This is a genomic window from Bifidobacterium sp. wkB344, assembly GCF_003688305.1.
In the GTDB taxonomy this organism is placed as follows: Bacteria; Actinomycetota; Actinomycetes; order Actinomycetales; family Bifidobacteriaceae; genus Bombiscardovia; species Bombiscardovia mizhiensis.
This window is the reverse complement of the sequence record NZ_NPOQ01000013.1, coordinates 251,476-269,318: the sequence shown is the minus strand read 5'-3', so window position 1 is coordinate 269,318 and position 17,843 is coordinate 251,476. Positions and strand designations below refer to the sequence as shown.

Sequence of the window (17,843 nt, the reverse complement as noted above, 5' to 3'; positions counted from 1 at the left end):
GCCTTTCCTGGGTCGTCGATTCAGATGGCCAGCTCGTCGGCCACGACTGAGGCCAGCCGCTGGCAGACCTGGTCGGCCTGCTCCTGGGTGGCCGCCTCGACCATGACCCTGACCAGGGGCTCAGTGCCCGAGGGCCGCAACAGGACCCGGCCGGTACTGCCCAGCATCCGCTCCTCAGCCTCGACCGCATCCTGAACCTTGGCGTTGGTGCGTGCCGCGTTCTTGTCCACACCGGGCACGTTGATCAGCTGCTGGGGCAGCTGGGGGAAGTCGGCGGCCAGTTCCTTGAGGCTCTTGCCCGAGCGCACGACCTCCTTGGCCAGGGTCAGGGCCGTCAAGGTCCCGTCACCGGTGGTGGCGAACTCCCGGTTGATCACGTGCCCGGACTGTTCGCCGCCCAGGGTGTAGCCTCCGCGCAGCATCTCCTCCAGGACGTAGCGGTCGCCCACAGCCGTCTGCACGGTGACGATGCCCATCTCTTTCAGGGCCAGCTTGAGCCCCAGGTTGCTCATGACCGTGACCACCAGGGTGTCGTTGGCCAGCTTGCCCTCGCGCTGCTTGGCACGGGCCAGGATGCCCATGATCTGATCGCCGTTGACCATGTGACCCTCTTCGTCCACGGCCAGACAGCGGTCGGCATCCCCGTCGAAGGCCACGCCCATGACCGCGTCCGAGGCCTGGACCATGGCCTGCAACTGCTCGGGGTGGGTGGAACCGGCGTGCTTGTTGATGTTGTATCCGTCCGGCGAGGCGTTGATGACCACCACGTCTGCACCGGCCCGGCGTAGTGCCTCGGGGGCCACCACCGAAGTGGCTCCGTTGGCGCAGTCGGCCACGATCCGCAGACCGTCCAAGGGCTTGGGCTGGGTCTTGTCGGGGGCGACAGGGGCAACTGCTTCAACAAGGTGGTCGATGTACATGTTGGTGGCGGTCACCGTGTCATGGGAGACGCGGCCCACGCCCTCGCCCACCGGACGTTCCCAGTCCTGGCCCAGGACCGATTCGATGTCGTCCTCCTTGGAATCCTGGAGCTTGAACCCGCCCCGGGCGAAGAACTTGATGCCGTTGTCTGGCATGGGGTTGTGGGAGGCGGAGATGACCGCCCCCATCTCCACGTTCAGCACGCTGGTCAGGTAGGCGATGCCCGGAGTAGGGATGATGCCCACATCGATCACGTCAAAGCCGCCCGATGACATGCCGGCAGCCAGGGCCGAGGCCAGAAAGTCCCCGGAGACCCGGGTGTCGCGGCCAATCAGGGCCCGTCGGCGACCTGCGGACCGATCCGCGCCACGGCCCAGGACCCGGACTGCTGCATCGCCCAGATCCAAGGCCAGCTGTGCAGTCAGGTCTCTATTGGCTAAACCGCGTACACCATCGGTACCGAATAATCTGGGCATTTGCTCTCCTCCGAACGTACCATCCTGCATGCAGGCAACAGATTCATTATGGCCCCGCCCCTGACCCGTCGCCACCAGGGCCAGGGCGGGCAGAACACTCAGCGCAGGCGCTCGTTGTATTCGCGGACCTTGAGGATGCGCCTGGAGGACTCCGTGTTCTGGATGATCATCCCTCGCAGGGCCTTGGGGGCCTCGGCGTGGTCGGCCAGCCAGGCGTCGCCCGCCTTGACCAGGGCGGCTGGGTCGGCCTTGGTCGGGTAGAGCCCGCCTGCCGACAAGGGGTTGAGCAGGGTCTCCGCGATGTGGAAGGTCTTCTGTGCCCAGACCTCGTCCACGGCTGCGAAGAAGCGGTCAACGTAGGACGCGAAGAGCTCCTGGTCACCCGAGCCGGAGAAGCCGTCGGCCAGGGCCTCGATCTGCGAGTTGGTCAGATCCTCGTTGTGCAGGGCCTGATCCCAGGCCCAGGCCTTGGCCTCGGCCGTCGGACGGGCAGCCCGGGTGCCCATGGCGAACTCGCGGTTCTCCGTGGTGTCTTTCGCGGCCAGCTCCCGGTCGATCTCACCGTCAGCCAGCAGGTCGTGGGCGGACAGGGCGTGGATAATCAGCCAACGGGTGTTGTTGTCGATGGTCAGCCCCTCCAGCTTCAGGTCGCCACTCAGCAGGCCGCGGGCGTGATCCTCGAAGTCGGCGTCGTCCCCGTAGCCCAGGTAGGCGCGGACCAGCTGGAACTGCTCATCGGAACCGGGCTGGGCCTTCATAGCCAGATCCCAGAGCGTGCTGGCCACCAGCTGCAGTATGGGCTGGCGGCGGCGGGAGGCGGTGAAGTGGTGGGCGGCCGTGGAGATCTGAGACAGGGCGTAGCGGAAGGTGGTGGACTGGTGCTCGGTGGCCAGGGCCTTCAGGCTCAGGCTGATGAAGCGCTCAGCAGGGAACTGCGCATCCCGGGTCATGTCCCAAAGGCTGAGCCAGACCACGGCCCGGGCCAGGCGGTCCTCGATCCGGTACAGGTTCTGCGTGGCATACTCCAGGGAATCCTGATCCAGACGCAGCTTGGCATAGGTCAGGTCGTCGTCGTTGATCAGGATCAGGGCCGGACGCTTCTTGCCAACGACTTGGGGCACCTCGGCTCCCTGGCCGTCCAGATCCAGCTCGAAGCGGTCTGTACGCACCACCTTGCCGGACTGGTCCTCGTCATAGAAGCCCACAGCCAGGCGGTGCGGCCGCAGGACCGGGTGCTCCTCGGGGGCGGTCTGGTCGATCCGCATGGCGGTGATGGTTCCCTGCTCATCGGTCTGCACCTGGCTGGTCAGCGTGGTGATGCCGGCCTCCTCAAGCCAGAGCCGGGACCAGTTGCCCAGGTCGCGGCCGCTGGTCTTCTCCAGCTCGGTCAGCAGATCCTTCAGAGTGGCGTTGCCGTGGGCCTGAGCCGTCAGATAGTTGTGGATGCCCTGGAAGAAGCGCTCACGGCCCACGTAGGCGACCAGCTGCTTCAAGACGGAACCGCCCTTGGCGTAGGTGATGCCGTCGAAGTTGACTTCGGTATCATGCAGGTCGCGGATGGGGGCCACAACAGGGTGGGTGGTGGGCAACTGATCCTCGGTCAGGGCCCAGCTCTTCTCGCCGGAGCAGAAGGTGGCCCAGTCGTCGGTCCACTCGGTGGCCTCGGCGGTGGCCAGGGTCGACATGAACTCGGCGAAGGACTCGTTCAGCCACAGGTCGTTCCACCACTTCATGGTCACCAGGTCGCCGAACCACATGTGGGCCAGCTCGTGCAGGACGGTCTCCACACGGCGGTTGATCTGGGCCCCGGTGGCCTTGGACTCGAAAACGTAGGAGTCGCGGAAGGTGACCAGGCCGATGTTCTCCATGGCGCCCGCGTTGTATTCGGGCACGAAGATCTGGTCATACTTGGCCCAGGGGAAGGGCAGGTCCCAGGTCTTGGCGTAGAAGGCGAAGCCCTTCTTGGTCACGTCGAAGAGGTATTCGGCGTCCCCGTCCAGGGAGTCCTTGAGCGCCTGGCGGCAGTACAGGCCCATGGGGATGGTCCGTCCGTCCTCGTTCTGGTACTCGCTGGTCCACTGGGCGTAGGGTCCGGCGGCGAAGGCGGTCAGGTAGGAGCTCATGACCGGGGTGGTCTCGAAGACCCAGCGGGTCACGCCCTCGGTGCGGCCGCCCTCCAGGGTCCCCTCGGCGGTGCGGCTGTCCAGGTCCTGGTGGGAGGCAGGAGGCATGTTGGACAGAACCGTCCAGGATGCCGGGGCGTCCACGGTGAAATCGAAGACGGCCTTGATGTCCGGCTGGTCGAAGACCGCGTAGACCCTGCGAGCGTCGGGCACCTCGAACTGGGAGTAGAGGTAGACGTTGCCATCCGAGGGGTCAACGCTGCGATGCAGACCCTCGCCTGTGCGCGAATAGCGGCAGAGGGCCTCCACCCGCAGCTGGTTGTGCTCGCGCAGGTCCTTAAGCTCAATCCGGTCATCCCGGAAGGCCAGGGCCGGATCCAGACGCTGGCCGTTGAGCTCGATCAGACTGACCTGGTCGGCAATCAGATCCACAAAGGTGGACTCCCCCGGCCGGGCATCAAAGTCGATCAGGGCTGTGGAGGGGAAGGTGGCAGGCCCCTTGGTCAGGTCCAGATTGACCTTGTAGCTGACATTGGATACGACGACGGCTCGCTCTTCGGCTTCCACACGAGTCAAATTGGCTCCGGGCATGAATTTCCTTTCGCGCATGGATGTCGGTGCCCCCACCGGCATCGGCATAGGTCCTGTATGGATATGGCAAGTCAAGTCTAATGCGGTCACCAGCCGACGGGCCAGCGGGACGGTTTCCCTCTTTTCTGACGGCGCAGTCTGGACGGGAATAGTCGGACCCCCAGGCGGTTGGTCATGGTCGATGCCTCACGAATCTGGCAGAAAGGGAACGCCATGCAGGTCCGGACCGGGTTTACCACACAGCAGCTCAACATGCTCTGCCAGTATTCCTACGGGATCGGCCGAGGGGATGTCAAGACCCGGCCGGGCCTGCACTGGTTCGAGGATCCGGCTTTGGGCAGCTACTGGGTGCTGCGCTCCCGCTACTGCCCCGAAAACGGCTTCGAGGGAATGATCGCCGCCCAGGGCCTGGCGGATGGTCCGGACTATGCCCATTTGGTCGTGGTCTATGCAGGCACCAACCTGCGCGACGACCCCCGCCACGACATCCATGCCGCGCTGACCTGCTTCCTGCCGCCGCTGAACGGGGAACCGGGGCAGACGCAGCAGGCAGGCATCCTGGCCAGGCAGGCACTTGACCTGGCACGACGCAAGGCGGGAACCGAACGCGGGGTGCTCTTTACCGGGCATAGTCTGGGCGGAGGCCTGGCCCTGATCCAGGCAGCAGAGCATGACCTGCCTGCCAGAGTCTTCTGCGCTGTCGACCCCTGGCGGGTGCTGGACCAGGAGCAACGTCAGCGGGTGGCCCGCCACTACGGGGACGGCAAGTTCCTGGACTATCGTCTTGGCAACGACCGGGTGACCGGAACCGCCAACCGTCTGCTGAGCGGACAGGCTGACCGCAGCGCCTGTGTGGTCTGGTGCGGCAGGGGACCCAGCAGGTTCGGACACTGGCTGGGCGACTTTGACTTCGACCAGGGTGGCGAGGTCCTGGCCAAAACTCCTGTTACCGTGACCACATATCCGCGGTAATATGGGAATTAGGCGGTCTCCAAGGAGGGAGCGTCACCCGCCCGCAGGGATGTCATGTTGGGAATTCAACTTCGTCCGTGTAGGGCCTACACGCATATCAGAGAGGATATACGATATGAAAGCATTGATGTACTACGGCAAGGAAGATGTACGTCTGGAGGATGTGCCCGAGCCTGAGCTCAAACCGGGAACCATCAAGATCCACCCCGCCTTCACCGGTATCTGCGGTTCCGACCTTCACCTCTACTATGACGGCGAGCAAAACGGCGGCAACTCCAAAGATACCCCGCATCCTCTTTCCGGGGAGACCCTGCCGGTAGTCTTCGGCCATGAGATTTCGGGCACCATCGAGGCCATTGCCGATGATGTGCACACCGACATGAAGGTGGGCGATTCCGTGGTAGTCGAGGCCGAGATGGCCTGCGGAGAATGTCCAGCCTGCAAGGCCGGCAACTACAACGACTGCTCCAAGCTGGGCTTCATCGGCATCAACGGCTGGGGCGGCGGCATGAGCGAACACATGGTGGTGGCCGCCGAGCGCGTCTTCCCTGTGGGCGACCTGCCCCTGGATCAGGCAGCCCTGATCGAACCCTTCTCAGTGGCCTACCACGCCGTTCGTCTGATCCACACCGAGCCCGGGCAGACCGCCCTTGTGGGCGGAGCAGGACCTGTCGGCCTGCTGCTGGGAACCGTGCTTAAGGCCAAGGGGCTCAAGGTCATCATGTCCGAGCTCTCCCAAGCCCGCAAGGACAAGGCCCTGCAGTCCGGTGCCGCTGATCTGGTCATCGACCCCAGCAAGGATGATCTGCTGGAGCGGGTCAAGACCGAGACTGATGGCCGTGGCGCCGACGTGGCTTTCGACGCGGCTGGCGCCGGACCGGTGGTCCACCAGCTTCTGTCGGCACTCAAGGCCCAGGGCAGCCTGGTCGTCGTGGCCATCCACGTCAAGCCCATCAGCCTGGACCTGACCATGGAGATGGGCTTCGGCGAGAAGCTGATGTCGGGGTCCATGGGATACGCCAACGATCATGCCGATGCCATCAAGCTCATCCATGACCGGAACATCGACCTGTCCACCTTCATCACCGACCGGATCAAGATTGAGGACATCGTGGACAAGGGCTTCCGTCCGCTGCGTGAGGACGCGGAAAACCACGTCAAGATCATCGTGAGCATGTAAGCTCTGCTGTCTACTGATAACACTGAAGGCTCCGGCCGTCCATCTGGGCGACCGGAGCCTTCCGTATCTGTATGCAGGCAGTGGAGCTCAGTCCTGCGGCTGCACGTCAGTGGCGATGTCTGCCACCACGGGCACGATCATGGGCCGACGGTGCAGCTTGCGAGAGATCCAGCCGCCCAGAGTGCGGCGCATCATTTGCTGGAGCTGGTAGGTGCCGGTGGTTCCCTTGGCCATGGCATCCTCAAGCTGATCGACTATCTGGGAGTTGATGGACTTGAACTCGCTCTCATCCTCGGCCACGGCATTCAGGTAGAGCTTGGGGCCGGAGACAACCTTGCTGGTCTCGGTGTCGACCACGGCGAAGGCGGAAACGAAGCCTTCGGTGCCCAGAATCCGGCGCTGCTCCAGCTCGTCGTCGGTCAGCTGACCCACGGAGTCGCCGTCCACATAGACGTACCCGCAGGGCACTGATCCGACCACAGCGGCCTGGCCATGGTAGAGGTCCACCACGTCGCCGTCCTCGGCCAGGACCACGTTCTGCGGGTCCACGCCGGTCTTGACGGCAATCAGACCGTTGGCCACCAGGTGCCGGTTCTCACCGTGGATGGGCATGGCGCACTTGGGCTGCACGATGTTGTAGAAGTGCAGCAGCTCGCCCTCGTCGGAGTGGCCGGAGACGTGGATGGCCGCGTTGTCGCGGTTGACCACCTTGGCGCCCAGGCGCACCAGCTTGTTGATGACCTTGTAGACCTCATGCTCGTTGCCGGGAATGAGCGAGCTGGCCAGAATGACCGTATCGAACTCGTTGATGGTGATGTCACGGTGGGTCCCGTCGGCGATGCGGCCCAGAGCCGCCATAGGCTCGCCCTGGGATCCGGTGCACATGTAGACGATCTTCTCGTCCGGGATGCTGTGGGCATCCTTGAGGTCGACCACGGTGTCCTCGGGCAGGTGAAGGTAGCCCAGGTCGGAGGCGATGGACATGTTGCGGACCATGGACCGTCCGGCGAAGACCACCTTACGACCGAACTTGTGGGCGGCATCGACCACCTGCTGCACCCGGTGGACGTGGCTGGAGAAGGAGGCCACGATGATCTTGCGCTGGGCCTCGGCAAAGGCCTTGTCCAAGGCAGGAGCGATGGAGATCTCGGGCTTGACGAAGCCGGGAACCTCAGCATTGGTGGAATCGACCATGAGCAGATCCACGCCGGACTCGCCCAGCTTGGCGAACTCACGCAGGTCGGTCAGCCTGTGATCCAAAGGCAACGGGTCGATCTTCATATCGCCGGTGTCGATGATATGACCCGCAGGAGTGCGCACCGAGACAGCCAGGGCGTCAGGAATGGAGTGGGTGACCGCCACGAACTCCAGGTTGAAGGGGCCCACCTTGAGCTTGTCGCGGCCCTTGACCTCAACCTCAGTGGGCTTGAGATGATGCTCCTCACACTTGGCGTCAACGAACCCCAGAGTCAGCTTGGAGCCAATCAGAGGGATATCCGGACGCAGCTTGAGCAGGTAGGGCACGCCGCCGATATGATCCTCATGCCCATGGGTCAGCACCAGAGCATCCACCTGATCCAGCTTGTCCTTGATATAGCTGAAGTCAGGCAGGATCAGGTCCACGCCCGGCTGCTCCTCCTCCGGGAAGAGCACGCCACAGTCAATCAGCAGAATGTGACCGTTATACTCGATCACATTCATGTTCCGACCGATCTCACCCAGACCACCCAGGGGGACGATGCGCATGGAACCCTTACGGTACTTGGGGGGCGTCACCAGACGCTGCTCGGCCTGAGTACCCTTGCCGCGGGCGATGGCGCCGTTGCGGCGGTTGCGGGACTCTCCCCGGGACCTGCCTGACCCCTGCTTGCCGTTCTTGGAGGAGGACCGACGATTTCTACTCTTGCCGGTCGTATTTGATTCTTCTTGTTTTCTTGCCATTCTCACTTGTGTTTCTATTATCTGTACCCCCGTCTGATACAGGGGCGACGCTTGGTTGCTTGTCAGGAACGCATCAGCCCTGCGGCCTTCATGCCTTTCTCGGCTTGGATCAGCTGGTCCTTGCCAGGCCCAAGATTAGGGAGCCTCATCGTCGTGCTGTCCAAGACGCCGGCCACTTTCAAAGCGGCCTTGGCCATGACCGCCTGCTGCCCTTGGCCGTTCAGAGCCTGGACCAGCGGCGCCAAGGCGGTCGACAACCTCTGCGCCCCTTTCAGGTCGCCTTGATCGAACCGAGTCGCCAGGTCCTGCATAGGACCGCTGGCCACATGAGCCATGACCGATATGATGCCGACGGCACCCAAGGCCAGGAAGGGCAGGTACAGCCCGTCATCACCGGAATACCAGATCAGCCCCGTCTCCTTGCGCTTGATGGGAACTGCGGCCAGATCACCAGTGGCATCCTTGACTGCCTCGACATGCGGCAATTCGGCAAGACGACGGTAGGTATCCACAGTCACGTGCAACCCGGTGCGGCCAGGTACATCGTAGAGCACAATGGGACGATCCGCAGACCGGCAGACGGACCTGAAATGCGCTACAACCCCATCCTGGGAGGGTCTGGAGTAGTAAGGCATGACCACCAGGAGCGCATCCGCCCCGGCTTCCTGGGTCATCTCGGCCATGCGTACCGTATGAGCCGTATCATTGGAGCCTGCTCCAGAGATGACGGGCACATCGACGGCATCCTTGACGGCTCGCACCAAATCGACTTTTTCTTCCATGTGGGTGGCCGGAGATTCGCCGGTGGTGCCGTTGACCAGCAACCCATCCGCCCCATCAGCGACAAGCCTGCGGGCCAGTTTGCCAGCGGCCTCAAAATCCACGGACCCGTCATGGTTCATGGGGGTGACCATGGCCGGCACGACCCGCCCAAACGGGGCCTTGTCCAACAGATGGGTTTGAAGCTCAGACATACTTCAACGCTACTTGCAGACGGGGACTCATCACCCTCGCGACACCCCTCCCCCTCACACTGTCAGTCACGGTCCCTGCCCAAATCAACAGGAGGGGAAAGAGGCGGTTCCCAGTAGCATAAGCCAGAAGGCGGGCAAGCCAGGCCACCCTGCCGCCTCCCACGTTGTGCGTTCGATCCGCGTCTATCCATCACCTGGCACTACTCAGCCGGGCAGAGAGCAGCATCCCCCCGGGGCAAGCTCATTGCTGATCCTGTCCGGCGGTGCTGCCGCGTGCCAGAGCGGCCACCAGGGTCATCAGGTCGAAGATCAGCGCCCAGGCCGCCAGCCACTCGAAGGAGGCGTCACGATCATCGCCCGCGCAATAATCGATAGCCCACAAATCCTGCAGAAACCACAAGGCGCCCGTCGCGCCCACCGCCATGCACCAAGGCAGGCACGACAAGGGGGAGCCACCAAACAGCAGGCACAGCATCCACGATGGCAGCACGCATGACACAGCCGAAGCCGCCCACGCCGCCACACGGCCACGCACCAGATCCGACACAAACCGCAACCAGGTCACCGCAGCCGACACCAGCACAGCCACCGACACCAGCACCCAGCGCATCACCCCCGGATACGCGCCGGTCATCGCGCCGAACATCACCCCCCAGCAGGGCATCAGCGGCATCGTCAGCGCCAGGCACCAGAACCCAGGACGTCCCCCATGGCTCTCGAACCGACTCAAAAACCACGCCATCGCAAAACCCGAAAACAAGCCCGCCAGGCCGAACTGTATACAACGGTCGCGCACCCACTGCTCCTCCTGGTCGTACAAGAAGGCCCAGCCCGGCACAAACCCCGCCAGAAAGGCCGTCCCGTACACCGCCAGCTTGCGCACCACGCCGGCACGCGAAAAGACACGCTCCCCCGCGGGCGCATGACGCGCGCACCCCGCCACCCGCGACATGATCGAAGACGCGCTCTGCAGCCAGGACTTCCCTGCAGGAAGCCGCAAGGAACCGGAAACACCATCAGCCATCACACACCATCCTCCTGCTCAAGGCCTCGAATCCGCCACTTCGCCCACCCGGCCAAGAACCGGCACAGCCGGAGCAAGCTCATTGCTGATCCTGCACGGCGGTGCTGCCGCGTGCCAGAGCGGCCACCAGGGTCATCAGGTCGAAGATCAGCGCCCAGGCCGCCAGCCACTCGAAGGAGGCGTCACGATCATCGCCCGCGCAATAATCGATAGCCCACAAATCCTGCAGAAACCACAAGGCGCCCGTCGCGCCCACCGCCATGCACCAAGGCAGGCACGACAAGGGGGAGCCACCAAACAGCAGGCACAGCATCCACGATGGCAGCACGCATGACACAGCCGAAGCCGCCCACGCCGCCACACGGCCACGCACCAGATCCGACACAAACCGCAACCAGGTCACCGCAGCCGACACCAGCACAGCCACCGACACCAGCACCCAGCGCATCACCCCCGGATACGCGCCGGTCATCGCGCCGAACATCACCCCCCAGCAGGGCATCAGCGGCATCGTCAGCGCCAGGCACCAGAACCCAGGACGTCCCCCATGGCTCTCGAACCGACTCAAAAACCACGCCATCGCAAAACCCGAAAACAAGCCCGCCAGGCCGAACTGTATACAACGGTCGCGCACCCACTGCTCCTCCTGGTCGTACAAGAAGGCCCAGCCCGGCACAAACCCCGCCAGAAAGGCCGTCCCGTACACCGCCAGCTTGCGCACCACGCCGGCACGCGAAAAGACACGCTCCCCCGCGGGCGCATGACGCGCGCACCCCGCCACCCGCGACATGATCGAAGACGCGCTCTGCAGCCAGGACTTCCCTGCAGGAAGCCGCAAGGAACCGGAAACACCATCAGCCATCACACACCATCCTCCTGCTCAAGGCCTCGAATCCGCCACTTCGCCCACCCGGCCAAGAACCGGCACAGCCGGAGCAAGCTCATTGCTGATCCTGCACGGCGGTGCTGCCGCGTGCCAGAGCGGCCACCAGGGTCATCAGGTCGAAGATCAGCGCCCAGGCCGCCAGCCACTCGAAGGAGGCGTCGCGATCGTCGCCCGCGCAATAGTCAATCGCCCACAAATCCTGCAGAAACCACAAGGCGCCCGTCGCGCCCACCGCCATACACCAGGGCAGGCACGACAAGGGGGAGCCACCAAACAACAGGCACAGCATCCACGACGGCACCACACACGATGCAGCCGAAGCCGCCCAGGCCGCCACACGGACACGCACCAGATCCGACACAAACCGCAACCAGGTCACCCCGGCCACCACCAGCACAGCCACCGACACGAACACCCAACGCATCACCCCCGGACGCTCGCCGGTCATCGCGCCGAACATCACCCCCCAGCAGGGCATCATCGGCATCGTCAGCGCCAGACACCAGAACCCCGGACGCCCCCCACGGCTCTCGAACCGGCCCAAAAACCACCACATCGCAAAAACCGAGAACAGGCCCACCAGTCCGAACTGTATAAAACGGTCGCGCATCCACTGCTCATCCCCGTACAGGAACGCCCAGCCCGGCACAAACCCCGCCAGGAAAGCAGCCCCGTACACCGCCAGCTTGCGCACCACGCCGGCACGCGAAAAGGCACGCTCCCCCGCAGGCGCATGACGGGCACACCCAGCGACCCGCGACATGATCGAAGACGCGCTCTGCAGCCAAGACTTCCCTGCAGGAAGCCGCAAGGAACCAGAAACACCACCAGCCATCACACACCACCCTCCCGCTCAAAGCCTCGAATCCGCCACTCGACCCGCCAGAGCGTCGATTCCGGTCCTGCATCAGTGCCGTTCATGCAGGTCTCTTCCCATCCCGCATCGTCGAGGTTCGCCCTTTCCTGCTACCAGGATAGAGGTCACTGTCCGTTCGGGTCCCCTGGATACTGTGCCGTGCCAGTCTGACTCGCACCGAGGCTTCCGCTATCGACAACTGGATGACGGCGACGCGAGGGAACGCACATGATGGCCAGCCGGACTACCACAGCCAGAAGGAGGATGACGATTCCCGTAGGCGAAGGGGCGGACGGATCCAACCCTTCCAAGGCATCCGACACCATCGGACCGACAATCAGCCCCACGCCGACCACCTCCAGCACATAGGGGACGAGCGCCAACCACCCTGACAGGGCCAGATCATGCAGACGCCACACCATCAGGGCATGCATAGGCACCAGCACTGCCAGGGAGAACATCCCCGGTATGACGGCCAAGAGACCCGAAGAGAACAAGCGGGTCAGGAAGGTGTCCAAGACCCAGATGAATGCGGCGAAAACCCATATCTCCTTGCGGCAGGAGCGCCCCTTCCCCCTCGCATACAGGTAGAAAGGCCGTTGCATGCACTCCTGCATGGTCGCATCGTACATGGGCTCGTACCCTTTCATCACATCCACACGAGGCGGCCTCTTCGATAACAAGGCACTGGCCATAATCCTCACCTTCGCTTTCTCCATAAGCCCGTCCCGACGGATTGTCGGAACGGAACATCCAATATCGACATCAACGCAAACACACCCATGGCGCAGCCCGCCGTCCGGCGTCACCGGCCGGCATCGTCGTCATCATTGGAGGCTCCCAGGAGGGAGGCGATCAGCACGATCAGATCGAACACCAGCGCCCAAGCCGCCAGCCACTCGAAAGCCGCATCACGATGCGTGCTCGCGCACTTCCCGATTGCCCACATATCCAGCACGAACCACAAGGCGCCGACAACGCCCACCACGCAGCACCAGAACAAGGACGCGCCAGCAGACCCCGTCGCCTTGGCCAGCATCCAGGACGGCACCACGCACAACACCACCATCGCCGCCCACGACGCGAACCCGTTGCGCGCCAGCCGCATCACCACCGGAAACACCGACACCCCAGCAGCCACCAACACAGCCAGCGACACCAGGACCCACCGGAACACACCACCGGAATAACGGGCGCCGGAACCCGATATGACGCCGAACCCCGGAGCGCACGGAAGCGACAACACCACAAACCAAGGCCCCGGACGCTCCTTCCCATCCTCATACCGACCCAACAGGACAACCACAGCAAGTCCGGAAAGCACAGCAAGCAGCAACCCTTGGCCTACCCACATGCGCACCCAATCCTGGTTCTGGTCAAACAGGAGGAACCAGCCGCAGACGAACGCGGCCACATAGGTCAACGCGTACAGCACCGTCTTCCACAGAACCCCGCCCAGGGAGAACTCTCGGGCGCCGGGCTGGGCATGCGGGATGCTCCCGACCACACGCGACATGATCGACGACAGGACAAACGCATCAACCCGATCCTCAGCGCCATCCGACACCCCGCTGGACACAGACATCACTACCACTCACCCTTCGCCCTGCACCTGCGCAAGCACGGAACCCAAGAACCCTGCTAACGGCGAGAAAGGCTTCAAATAACCAAGGGCCTCAGACAACAACGTCTTCCACCCGACACCACCTTTATTCTGATTATAGACCTGAGGCTTTAAGGCATCGACCTCGTCTTTGACCACGGATCGGATTCCACGGGGAAACGAATTTCATCCTCTTCGAAACCGGCAGGATGCCGTTCTATTTACCCAGCATCATCGAAAAGTGGGAAACCAAATAACCACCTTGTTACATAAGGTCACCCAAAAGCCTCAACTTTGAAATAATTCAAGCCCTATTGAAAGACTCTTACCCACAACCTTCAAGCCAAACACTGCTGAACCTCCCCCGGCACAGACCCCCTTTGCCTTAACAGCCGGCGGGGGCGGCCAACAACCAGCAACGGTTTGCTCCCACCTGCTGTACCCGGTGGACGTAGCTGGAGAAGGAGTCCGCGATGATCTGTCCAAGGCAGGGGCAATAGCGCCATTGCTCTCAGGAGTAATTCAGATCAGTCCGGCAGCCTTCATGCCCTTACGGGCAAGAGCCACCTGATCCTCATCAGGACCTAGATTGGGCAGCCTCATGGTGGTCTGATCCAGTCTTCCGGCCGCCTTCAGAGCAGCCTTGGCCATGACGGCCTGCTGACCCTGGCCATTCAGAGCCTGAACCAGCGGATCCAGACGTGCGGCCAAATCCCTTGCCCCATCCAGGTCACCGGCATCGAATTCATCGGCCAAGCGCTTCATAGGCCCGGAGGCTGCATGGGCGATCACCGAAATGATGCCTACCGCACCCAAGGCCAGGAAGGGCAGATAGAGGCCATCGTCACCTGAATACCAGGTCAGGCCGGTCTCTTGGCGCTTGCGGGGCATGGAGGCCAGGTCGCCCGTGGCATCCTTGACGGCTGTTACCCCGTCCAGCTCGGCCAGCCTCCGGTAGGTGTCCAGCTCGACGTGCAGTCCGGTCCGTCCAGGCACATCGTAGAGAATAATCGGGCGCTGAGCCGACTGGCAGACCGAACGGAAGTGGGCCACCACCCCATCCTGGGAGGGCCGCGAATAGTAGGGCATGACCACCAGCAGGGCATCGGCCCCGGCTTCCTGGGTCATCTCCACCATCCGTACTGTGTGGGCGGTGTCGTTGGATCCCGCTCCGGAGATGACGGGCACTTCGACGGCATCCTTGACGGCCCTGACCAGGTTGACCTTCTCCTCCATGTGGGTGACGGGAGACTCGCCTGTTGTGCCATTGACCAGGATGCCGTCGGCCCCATCGGCCACCAGGGTGCGGGCCAGATTGGCGGCAGCCTCGTAATCAACGGATCCGTCTTTATTCATAGGCGTGATCATGGCGGGGATCACCCGGCCAAACGGGGCAGGAGGAAGCAGATGGGTACCAATCTCAGTCATATCTTCACGCTACTTGCAGAAGGGGACGCTCTTGCGGATATCAGAACAGATAGTGGTCCAGGCCCATGGTCAACCCGGGAATGCTCCCGGCACGGCGCACGGCCAGGAGGACTCCGGGCATGAAGGAGACACGCTCGAAGCTGTCCGCGCGGATGGTCAGCTGCTCGCCGGGGTTGCCCATGAGGATCTCCTCGTGGGCGTTCAGGCCCCGCAGCCGGACGGCATGGACGTGGACACCGTCAACCACCCGGCCCCTAGAAGCATCAGCCTGCTGGGTCGCGTCGGGCATGGGACCCATGCCAGCCTGGCGACGGGCTTCGGCGATGGCGGAAGCGGTTCCCAGAGCCGTGCCGGAGGGGGCGTCGACCTTGTCGGGGTGGTGCATCTCGACTACCTCGGCCGACTCGAAGTAGCGGGCAGCCATGGCTGCGAACCGGTCGGCCAGCACTGCGGAGATGGCGAAGTTGGGAGCGATGAAGACACTGATCCCGGGATGCCCGTCCAGAGCCTGCTTGACCTGGTCCAGACGCTCCTTGGTCCAGCCGGTGGTGCCGATGACACAGTGGACCCCCTGCTCTATCAGAGTCAGGGTATTGCCCAGGACGGTATCGGGGCTGGTGAAGTCGACTGCCACATCCGTGTTGCTCGGATTGATGGTTGCCGGATCATCGTCCGGGCCCAACAGCAGGGCCGTCTGCATATCCTGCGCGTCATTCAGAGCACGCACCACCTCGGTTCCCATGCGTCCTTCTGCACCCAGCACCGATACGCGGATCATCGGCTGCCTCCTTCTCGATTGTTTATTTCATTTCACTGTGTATTTTCGGTCTTTTTCTCGACCATACCCCTCCTGCGGCTCCTGGCCCAGCCCAGCAGGGCCAGAGGGACCGCGCAGCAGGTGACCACCGCAGGAATGGTCATGCCGCCATGGGGCCCGAACTGATCCAGGGCGACTCCGGCCAGGGTGGATCCCAGGGAAGGGCCGATGGATCCGCCGGTGGACAGCCAGGAGAGCCCCTCGGTCAGGGCGCGGGCATCCACGTTCTCGCGCACAATCAGGTTGCCGGTGGCGAAGATGGGCGAGACGCATAGGCCGGTCAACACCTCGGCCAGACCCAGCAGGACCAGGTTGTCCATGACCAGGCGGAAGACCACGTAGCCCACGGTCAGCAGCACCAGGAAGGTCGTCAGATAGCGCCAGCGGGATCCTTTGAGCCTGACCGAGCCGAAGATCAGCGCCCCGCACAGGGAGCCCAGGGCGAACAGGGCCAACTGCAGGCCCACAGCACCCTCGCGACCCATGGACTTGGTCAGGGCGGTCACCGATACGTCCACCGCAGAAAAACTCATGTTGAAGACGACAAAAATGACGACCAGCAGGAGGATGCCCGGGTAGACCAGGGCCGAGCGCGATCCCTGGTGGCCATCAGTATCACTCGGCAGAACGGTTCCGTGGGCATCTACCGGGGAATGATCCGCTGCCGACTGATCGACGGCCTCCATGCGAACAACGGCCGGTGGCTCGGTGGAACGCATGGCGAAGAAGGTCAGTCCGCCGACCAGCAGGGCCAGGGCAGGCAAGTAGAGCTGGGAGACCGGGCTGACTGAGGTAGCCAGGTAGGCGGAGAGGATGGGTCCCAGGATGAAGACGCACTCATCCAGTCCCGACTCCAGGGCGTAGGCGGTGTTGAGTAGGTTGGTCTTGTCCTCGCGCAGCACCCAGGCCCAGCGGGTGCGCACCAAGGCTCCGAAGGCGAACTGGGTCAGGCCCATCAGGGCCGCCAGCACGAAGAGCACTCCCAGAGGAACCCGGCGCATGGCCCCCACAGCGAATCCCAGGATGGCCAGAGCCTGCACGATCAGGGCAGTCACCCCGACCCGACGCTGGCCGAACCGGTCGAACAAGCGGGCGTAGAAGGGGGTGACCAGGGCCGCGCAGAGCGTGTAGACGGCGCTCATCAGACCGGCCGAGGTCCAGTTGTCATAGATGTTGTTCAGGGCCAGCACGATGCCCAGACCCATCATGCCCAGGGGCAGACGGGCCAGAACGGCCGACAGGCAGAAGCCGGCGGCGCCCGGATAGGTGAACAGGCGCAGGAATGGGGATTTAGCGGCCGCCACGGTCACCGTCCTTGCCCAGCTGGTCGCTCACACGACCTCCGTAGATGAAGATGTCGTCGATCCCTTCGAAGAACTGCGGGTCATCGGAGGGGTCGCGCCCGGCGAAGGCCGCATGGTCCCGCCCCTTGAGCTCGGCCAACCGCTCCATGCCCTTGTGGTCGTAGAAGCCCACGTCGCAGGAGGAATCCGTGTGGAGGTAGAAACGCTCGATGCCCGCCTGGTCCAAATGTTCCAAGGTGTCACGCCATAGGGCACCGCCCACACCGCGTCCCCGGGCACGGCTGGAGACCAGGAAGAGCCTCAGCTCAGCCTGGGGTGGGACAGCCAGATCGCACTGCTTTTCCAACCTGACCTCGGTCAGCTGCCACTGGCGGGCCCGATCCAGGGTCTGAGCGCCCAAGGTTGTAGCAGACAGCTGTTGGTCCACTCGCTCCAGCTCCTCTTGGGCCTGGGGGAAGCACAGTTCGCCAACCCCCTCGGCCAGCAGGGTCACCCCCAGAAAGTCCTGCCCATCGACAGCTATCCGGGCCCTGGTGGTACCCACCAGGTAGTGCAGGATGAAGTGGGCGGCGCTCAGCCGGGACACGGTGCCCTCGGGATCCTCCTGCACCTTCCAGGTAGCGTCGAAAGTCCCCACCAAGTCGGGCATATCCGCCCAGACCATGGGTCGTATTTCCACGCTCCCCCTCCGCCGGGAGGCCTGGTCGTGAATACTGGACGTTGTCATCTGTCTCATTGCTCCATTCG

At 63.4% G+C, this 17,843-nt stretch carries 16 protein-coding genes; 2 read left to right on the top strand and 14 right to left on the bottom strand.

Translation table 11 applies throughout. The features are described 5' to 3' along the window. Positions 1 to 20 precede the first annotated feature (20 nt). Both glmM and pepN read right to left on the bottom strand, forming a co-directional pair. Positions 21 to 1,397: a phosphoglucosamine mutase gene (gene glmM / locus CI601_RS04505; RefSeq protein WP_121914464.1), complete on the bottom strand. Its 1,377-nt coding sequence runs from the start codon at positions 1,395 to 1,397 to the stop codon at positions 21 to 23. A 98-nt stretch (positions 1,398 to 1,495) separates the two neighbouring features. Beyond that, positions 1,496 to 4,111: an aminopeptidase N gene (gene pepN / locus CI601_RS04500; RefSeq protein WP_121914463.1), complete on the bottom strand. Its 2,616-nt coding sequence runs from the start codon at positions 4,109 to 4,111 to the stop codon at positions 1,496 to 1,498. 174 nt (positions 4,112 to 4,285) lie between these two features. Here pepN and CI601_RS04495 point away from each other — a divergent pair, with 174 nt between their 5' ends. Then, positions 4,286 to 5,083, top strand: coding sequence for a hypothetical protein (locus CI601_RS04495; protein WP_121914462.1), 798 nt, complete (start codon positions 4,286 to 4,288; stop codon positions 5,081 to 5,083). A 115-nt stretch (positions 5,084 to 5,198) separates the two neighbouring features. Then, positions 5,199 to 6,263: a 2,3-butanediol dehydrogenase gene (locus tag CI601_RS04490; protein ID WP_121914461.1), complete on the top strand. Its 1,065-nt coding sequence runs from the start codon at positions 5,199 to 5,201 to the stop codon at positions 6,261 to 6,263. Positions 6,264 to 6,350: 87 nt separating this feature from the next. Here CI601_RS04490 and CI601_RS04485 read toward each other — a convergent pair whose 3' ends face one another. The 12 genes from CI601_RS04485 to CI601_RS04435 form a co-directional block, all read right to left on the bottom strand. Then, positions 6,351 to 8,204: a ribonuclease J gene (locus CI601_RS04485; protein WP_121914460.1), complete on the bottom strand. Its 1,854-nt coding sequence runs from the start codon at positions 8,202 to 8,204 to the stop codon at positions 6,351 to 6,353. Between the two features lie 62 nt (positions 8,205 to 8,266). Next, positions 8,267 to 9,178: a 4-hydroxy-tetrahydrodipicolinate synthase gene (gene dapA, locus CI601_RS04480; protein ID WP_121914459.1), complete on the bottom strand. Its 912-nt coding sequence runs from the start codon at positions 9,176 to 9,178 to the stop codon at positions 8,267 to 8,269. Positions 9,179 to 9,419: 241 nt separating this feature from the next. After that, the gene (locus CI601_RS04475; protein ID WP_121914458.1) at positions 9,420 to 10,202 is read right to left on the bottom strand and encodes a hypothetical protein; all 783 of its coding nucleotides are present in this window, start codon (positions 10,200 to 10,202) and stop codon (positions 9,420 to 9,422) included. 79 nt (positions 10,203 to 10,281) lie between these two features. Beyond that, positions 10,282 to 11,064: a hypothetical protein gene (locus CI601_RS04470; RefSeq protein ID WP_121914457.1), complete on the bottom strand. Its 783-nt coding sequence runs from the start codon at positions 11,062 to 11,064 to the stop codon at positions 10,282 to 10,284. 79 nt (positions 11,065 to 11,143) lie between these two features. Beyond that, a complete protein-coding gene (locus tag CI601_RS04465; protein ID WP_147437940.1) occupies positions 11,144 to 11,923 on the bottom strand; it encodes a hypothetical protein in 780 nt (259 codons plus the stop codon). Positions 11,924 to 12,069: 146 nt separating this feature from the next. Then, entirely contained in the window at positions 12,070 to 12,639 is a 570-nt protein-coding gene (locus CI601_RS04460; protein WP_183129751.1) for a DUF805 domain-containing protein, read from the bottom strand. A 110-nt stretch (positions 12,640 to 12,749) separates the two neighbouring features. Next, positions 12,750 to 13,529: a hypothetical protein gene (locus tag CI601_RS04455; RefSeq protein WP_121914454.1), complete on the bottom strand. Its 780-nt coding sequence runs from the start codon at positions 13,527 to 13,529 to the stop codon at positions 12,750 to 12,752. A 9-nt stretch (positions 13,530 to 13,538) separates the two neighbouring features. Next, positions 13,539 to 13,706, bottom strand: a complete 168-nt coding sequence (locus CI601_RS08430) for a hypothetical protein (protein WP_183129750.1) — start codon at positions 13,704 to 13,706, stop codon at positions 13,539 to 13,541. 363 nt (positions 13,707 to 14,069) lie between these two features. Then, entirely contained in the window at positions 14,070 to 14,975 is a 906-nt protein-coding gene (gene dapA / locus CI601_RS04450; RefSeq protein WP_121914453.1) for a 4-hydroxy-tetrahydrodipicolinate synthase, read from the bottom strand. 40 nt (positions 14,976 to 15,015) lie between these two features. After that, positions 15,016 to 15,753, bottom strand: coding sequence for a 4-hydroxy-tetrahydrodipicolinate reductase (dapB, locus tag CI601_RS04445; protein WP_121914452.1), 738 nt, complete (start codon positions 15,751 to 15,753; stop codon positions 15,016 to 15,018). 32 nt (positions 15,754 to 15,785) lie between these two features. Then, positions 15,786 to 17,096: a sugar MFS transporter gene (locus CI601_RS04440; protein WP_121914451.1), complete on the bottom strand. Its 1,311-nt coding sequence runs from the start codon at positions 17,094 to 17,096 to the stop codon at positions 15,786 to 15,788. Beyond that, positions 17,083 to 17,823 carry an N-acetyltransferase gene (locus tag CI601_RS04435; protein WP_183129749.1) on the bottom strand — a complete coding sequence of 247 codons (741 nt, stop codon included), beginning with the start codon at positions 17,821 to 17,823 and terminating at the stop codon, positions 17,083 to 17,085. The genes CI601_RS04440 and CI601_RS04435 overlap by 14 nt, the downstream gene beginning before the upstream one ends. Positions 17,824 to 17,843 lie beyond the last annotated feature (20 nt).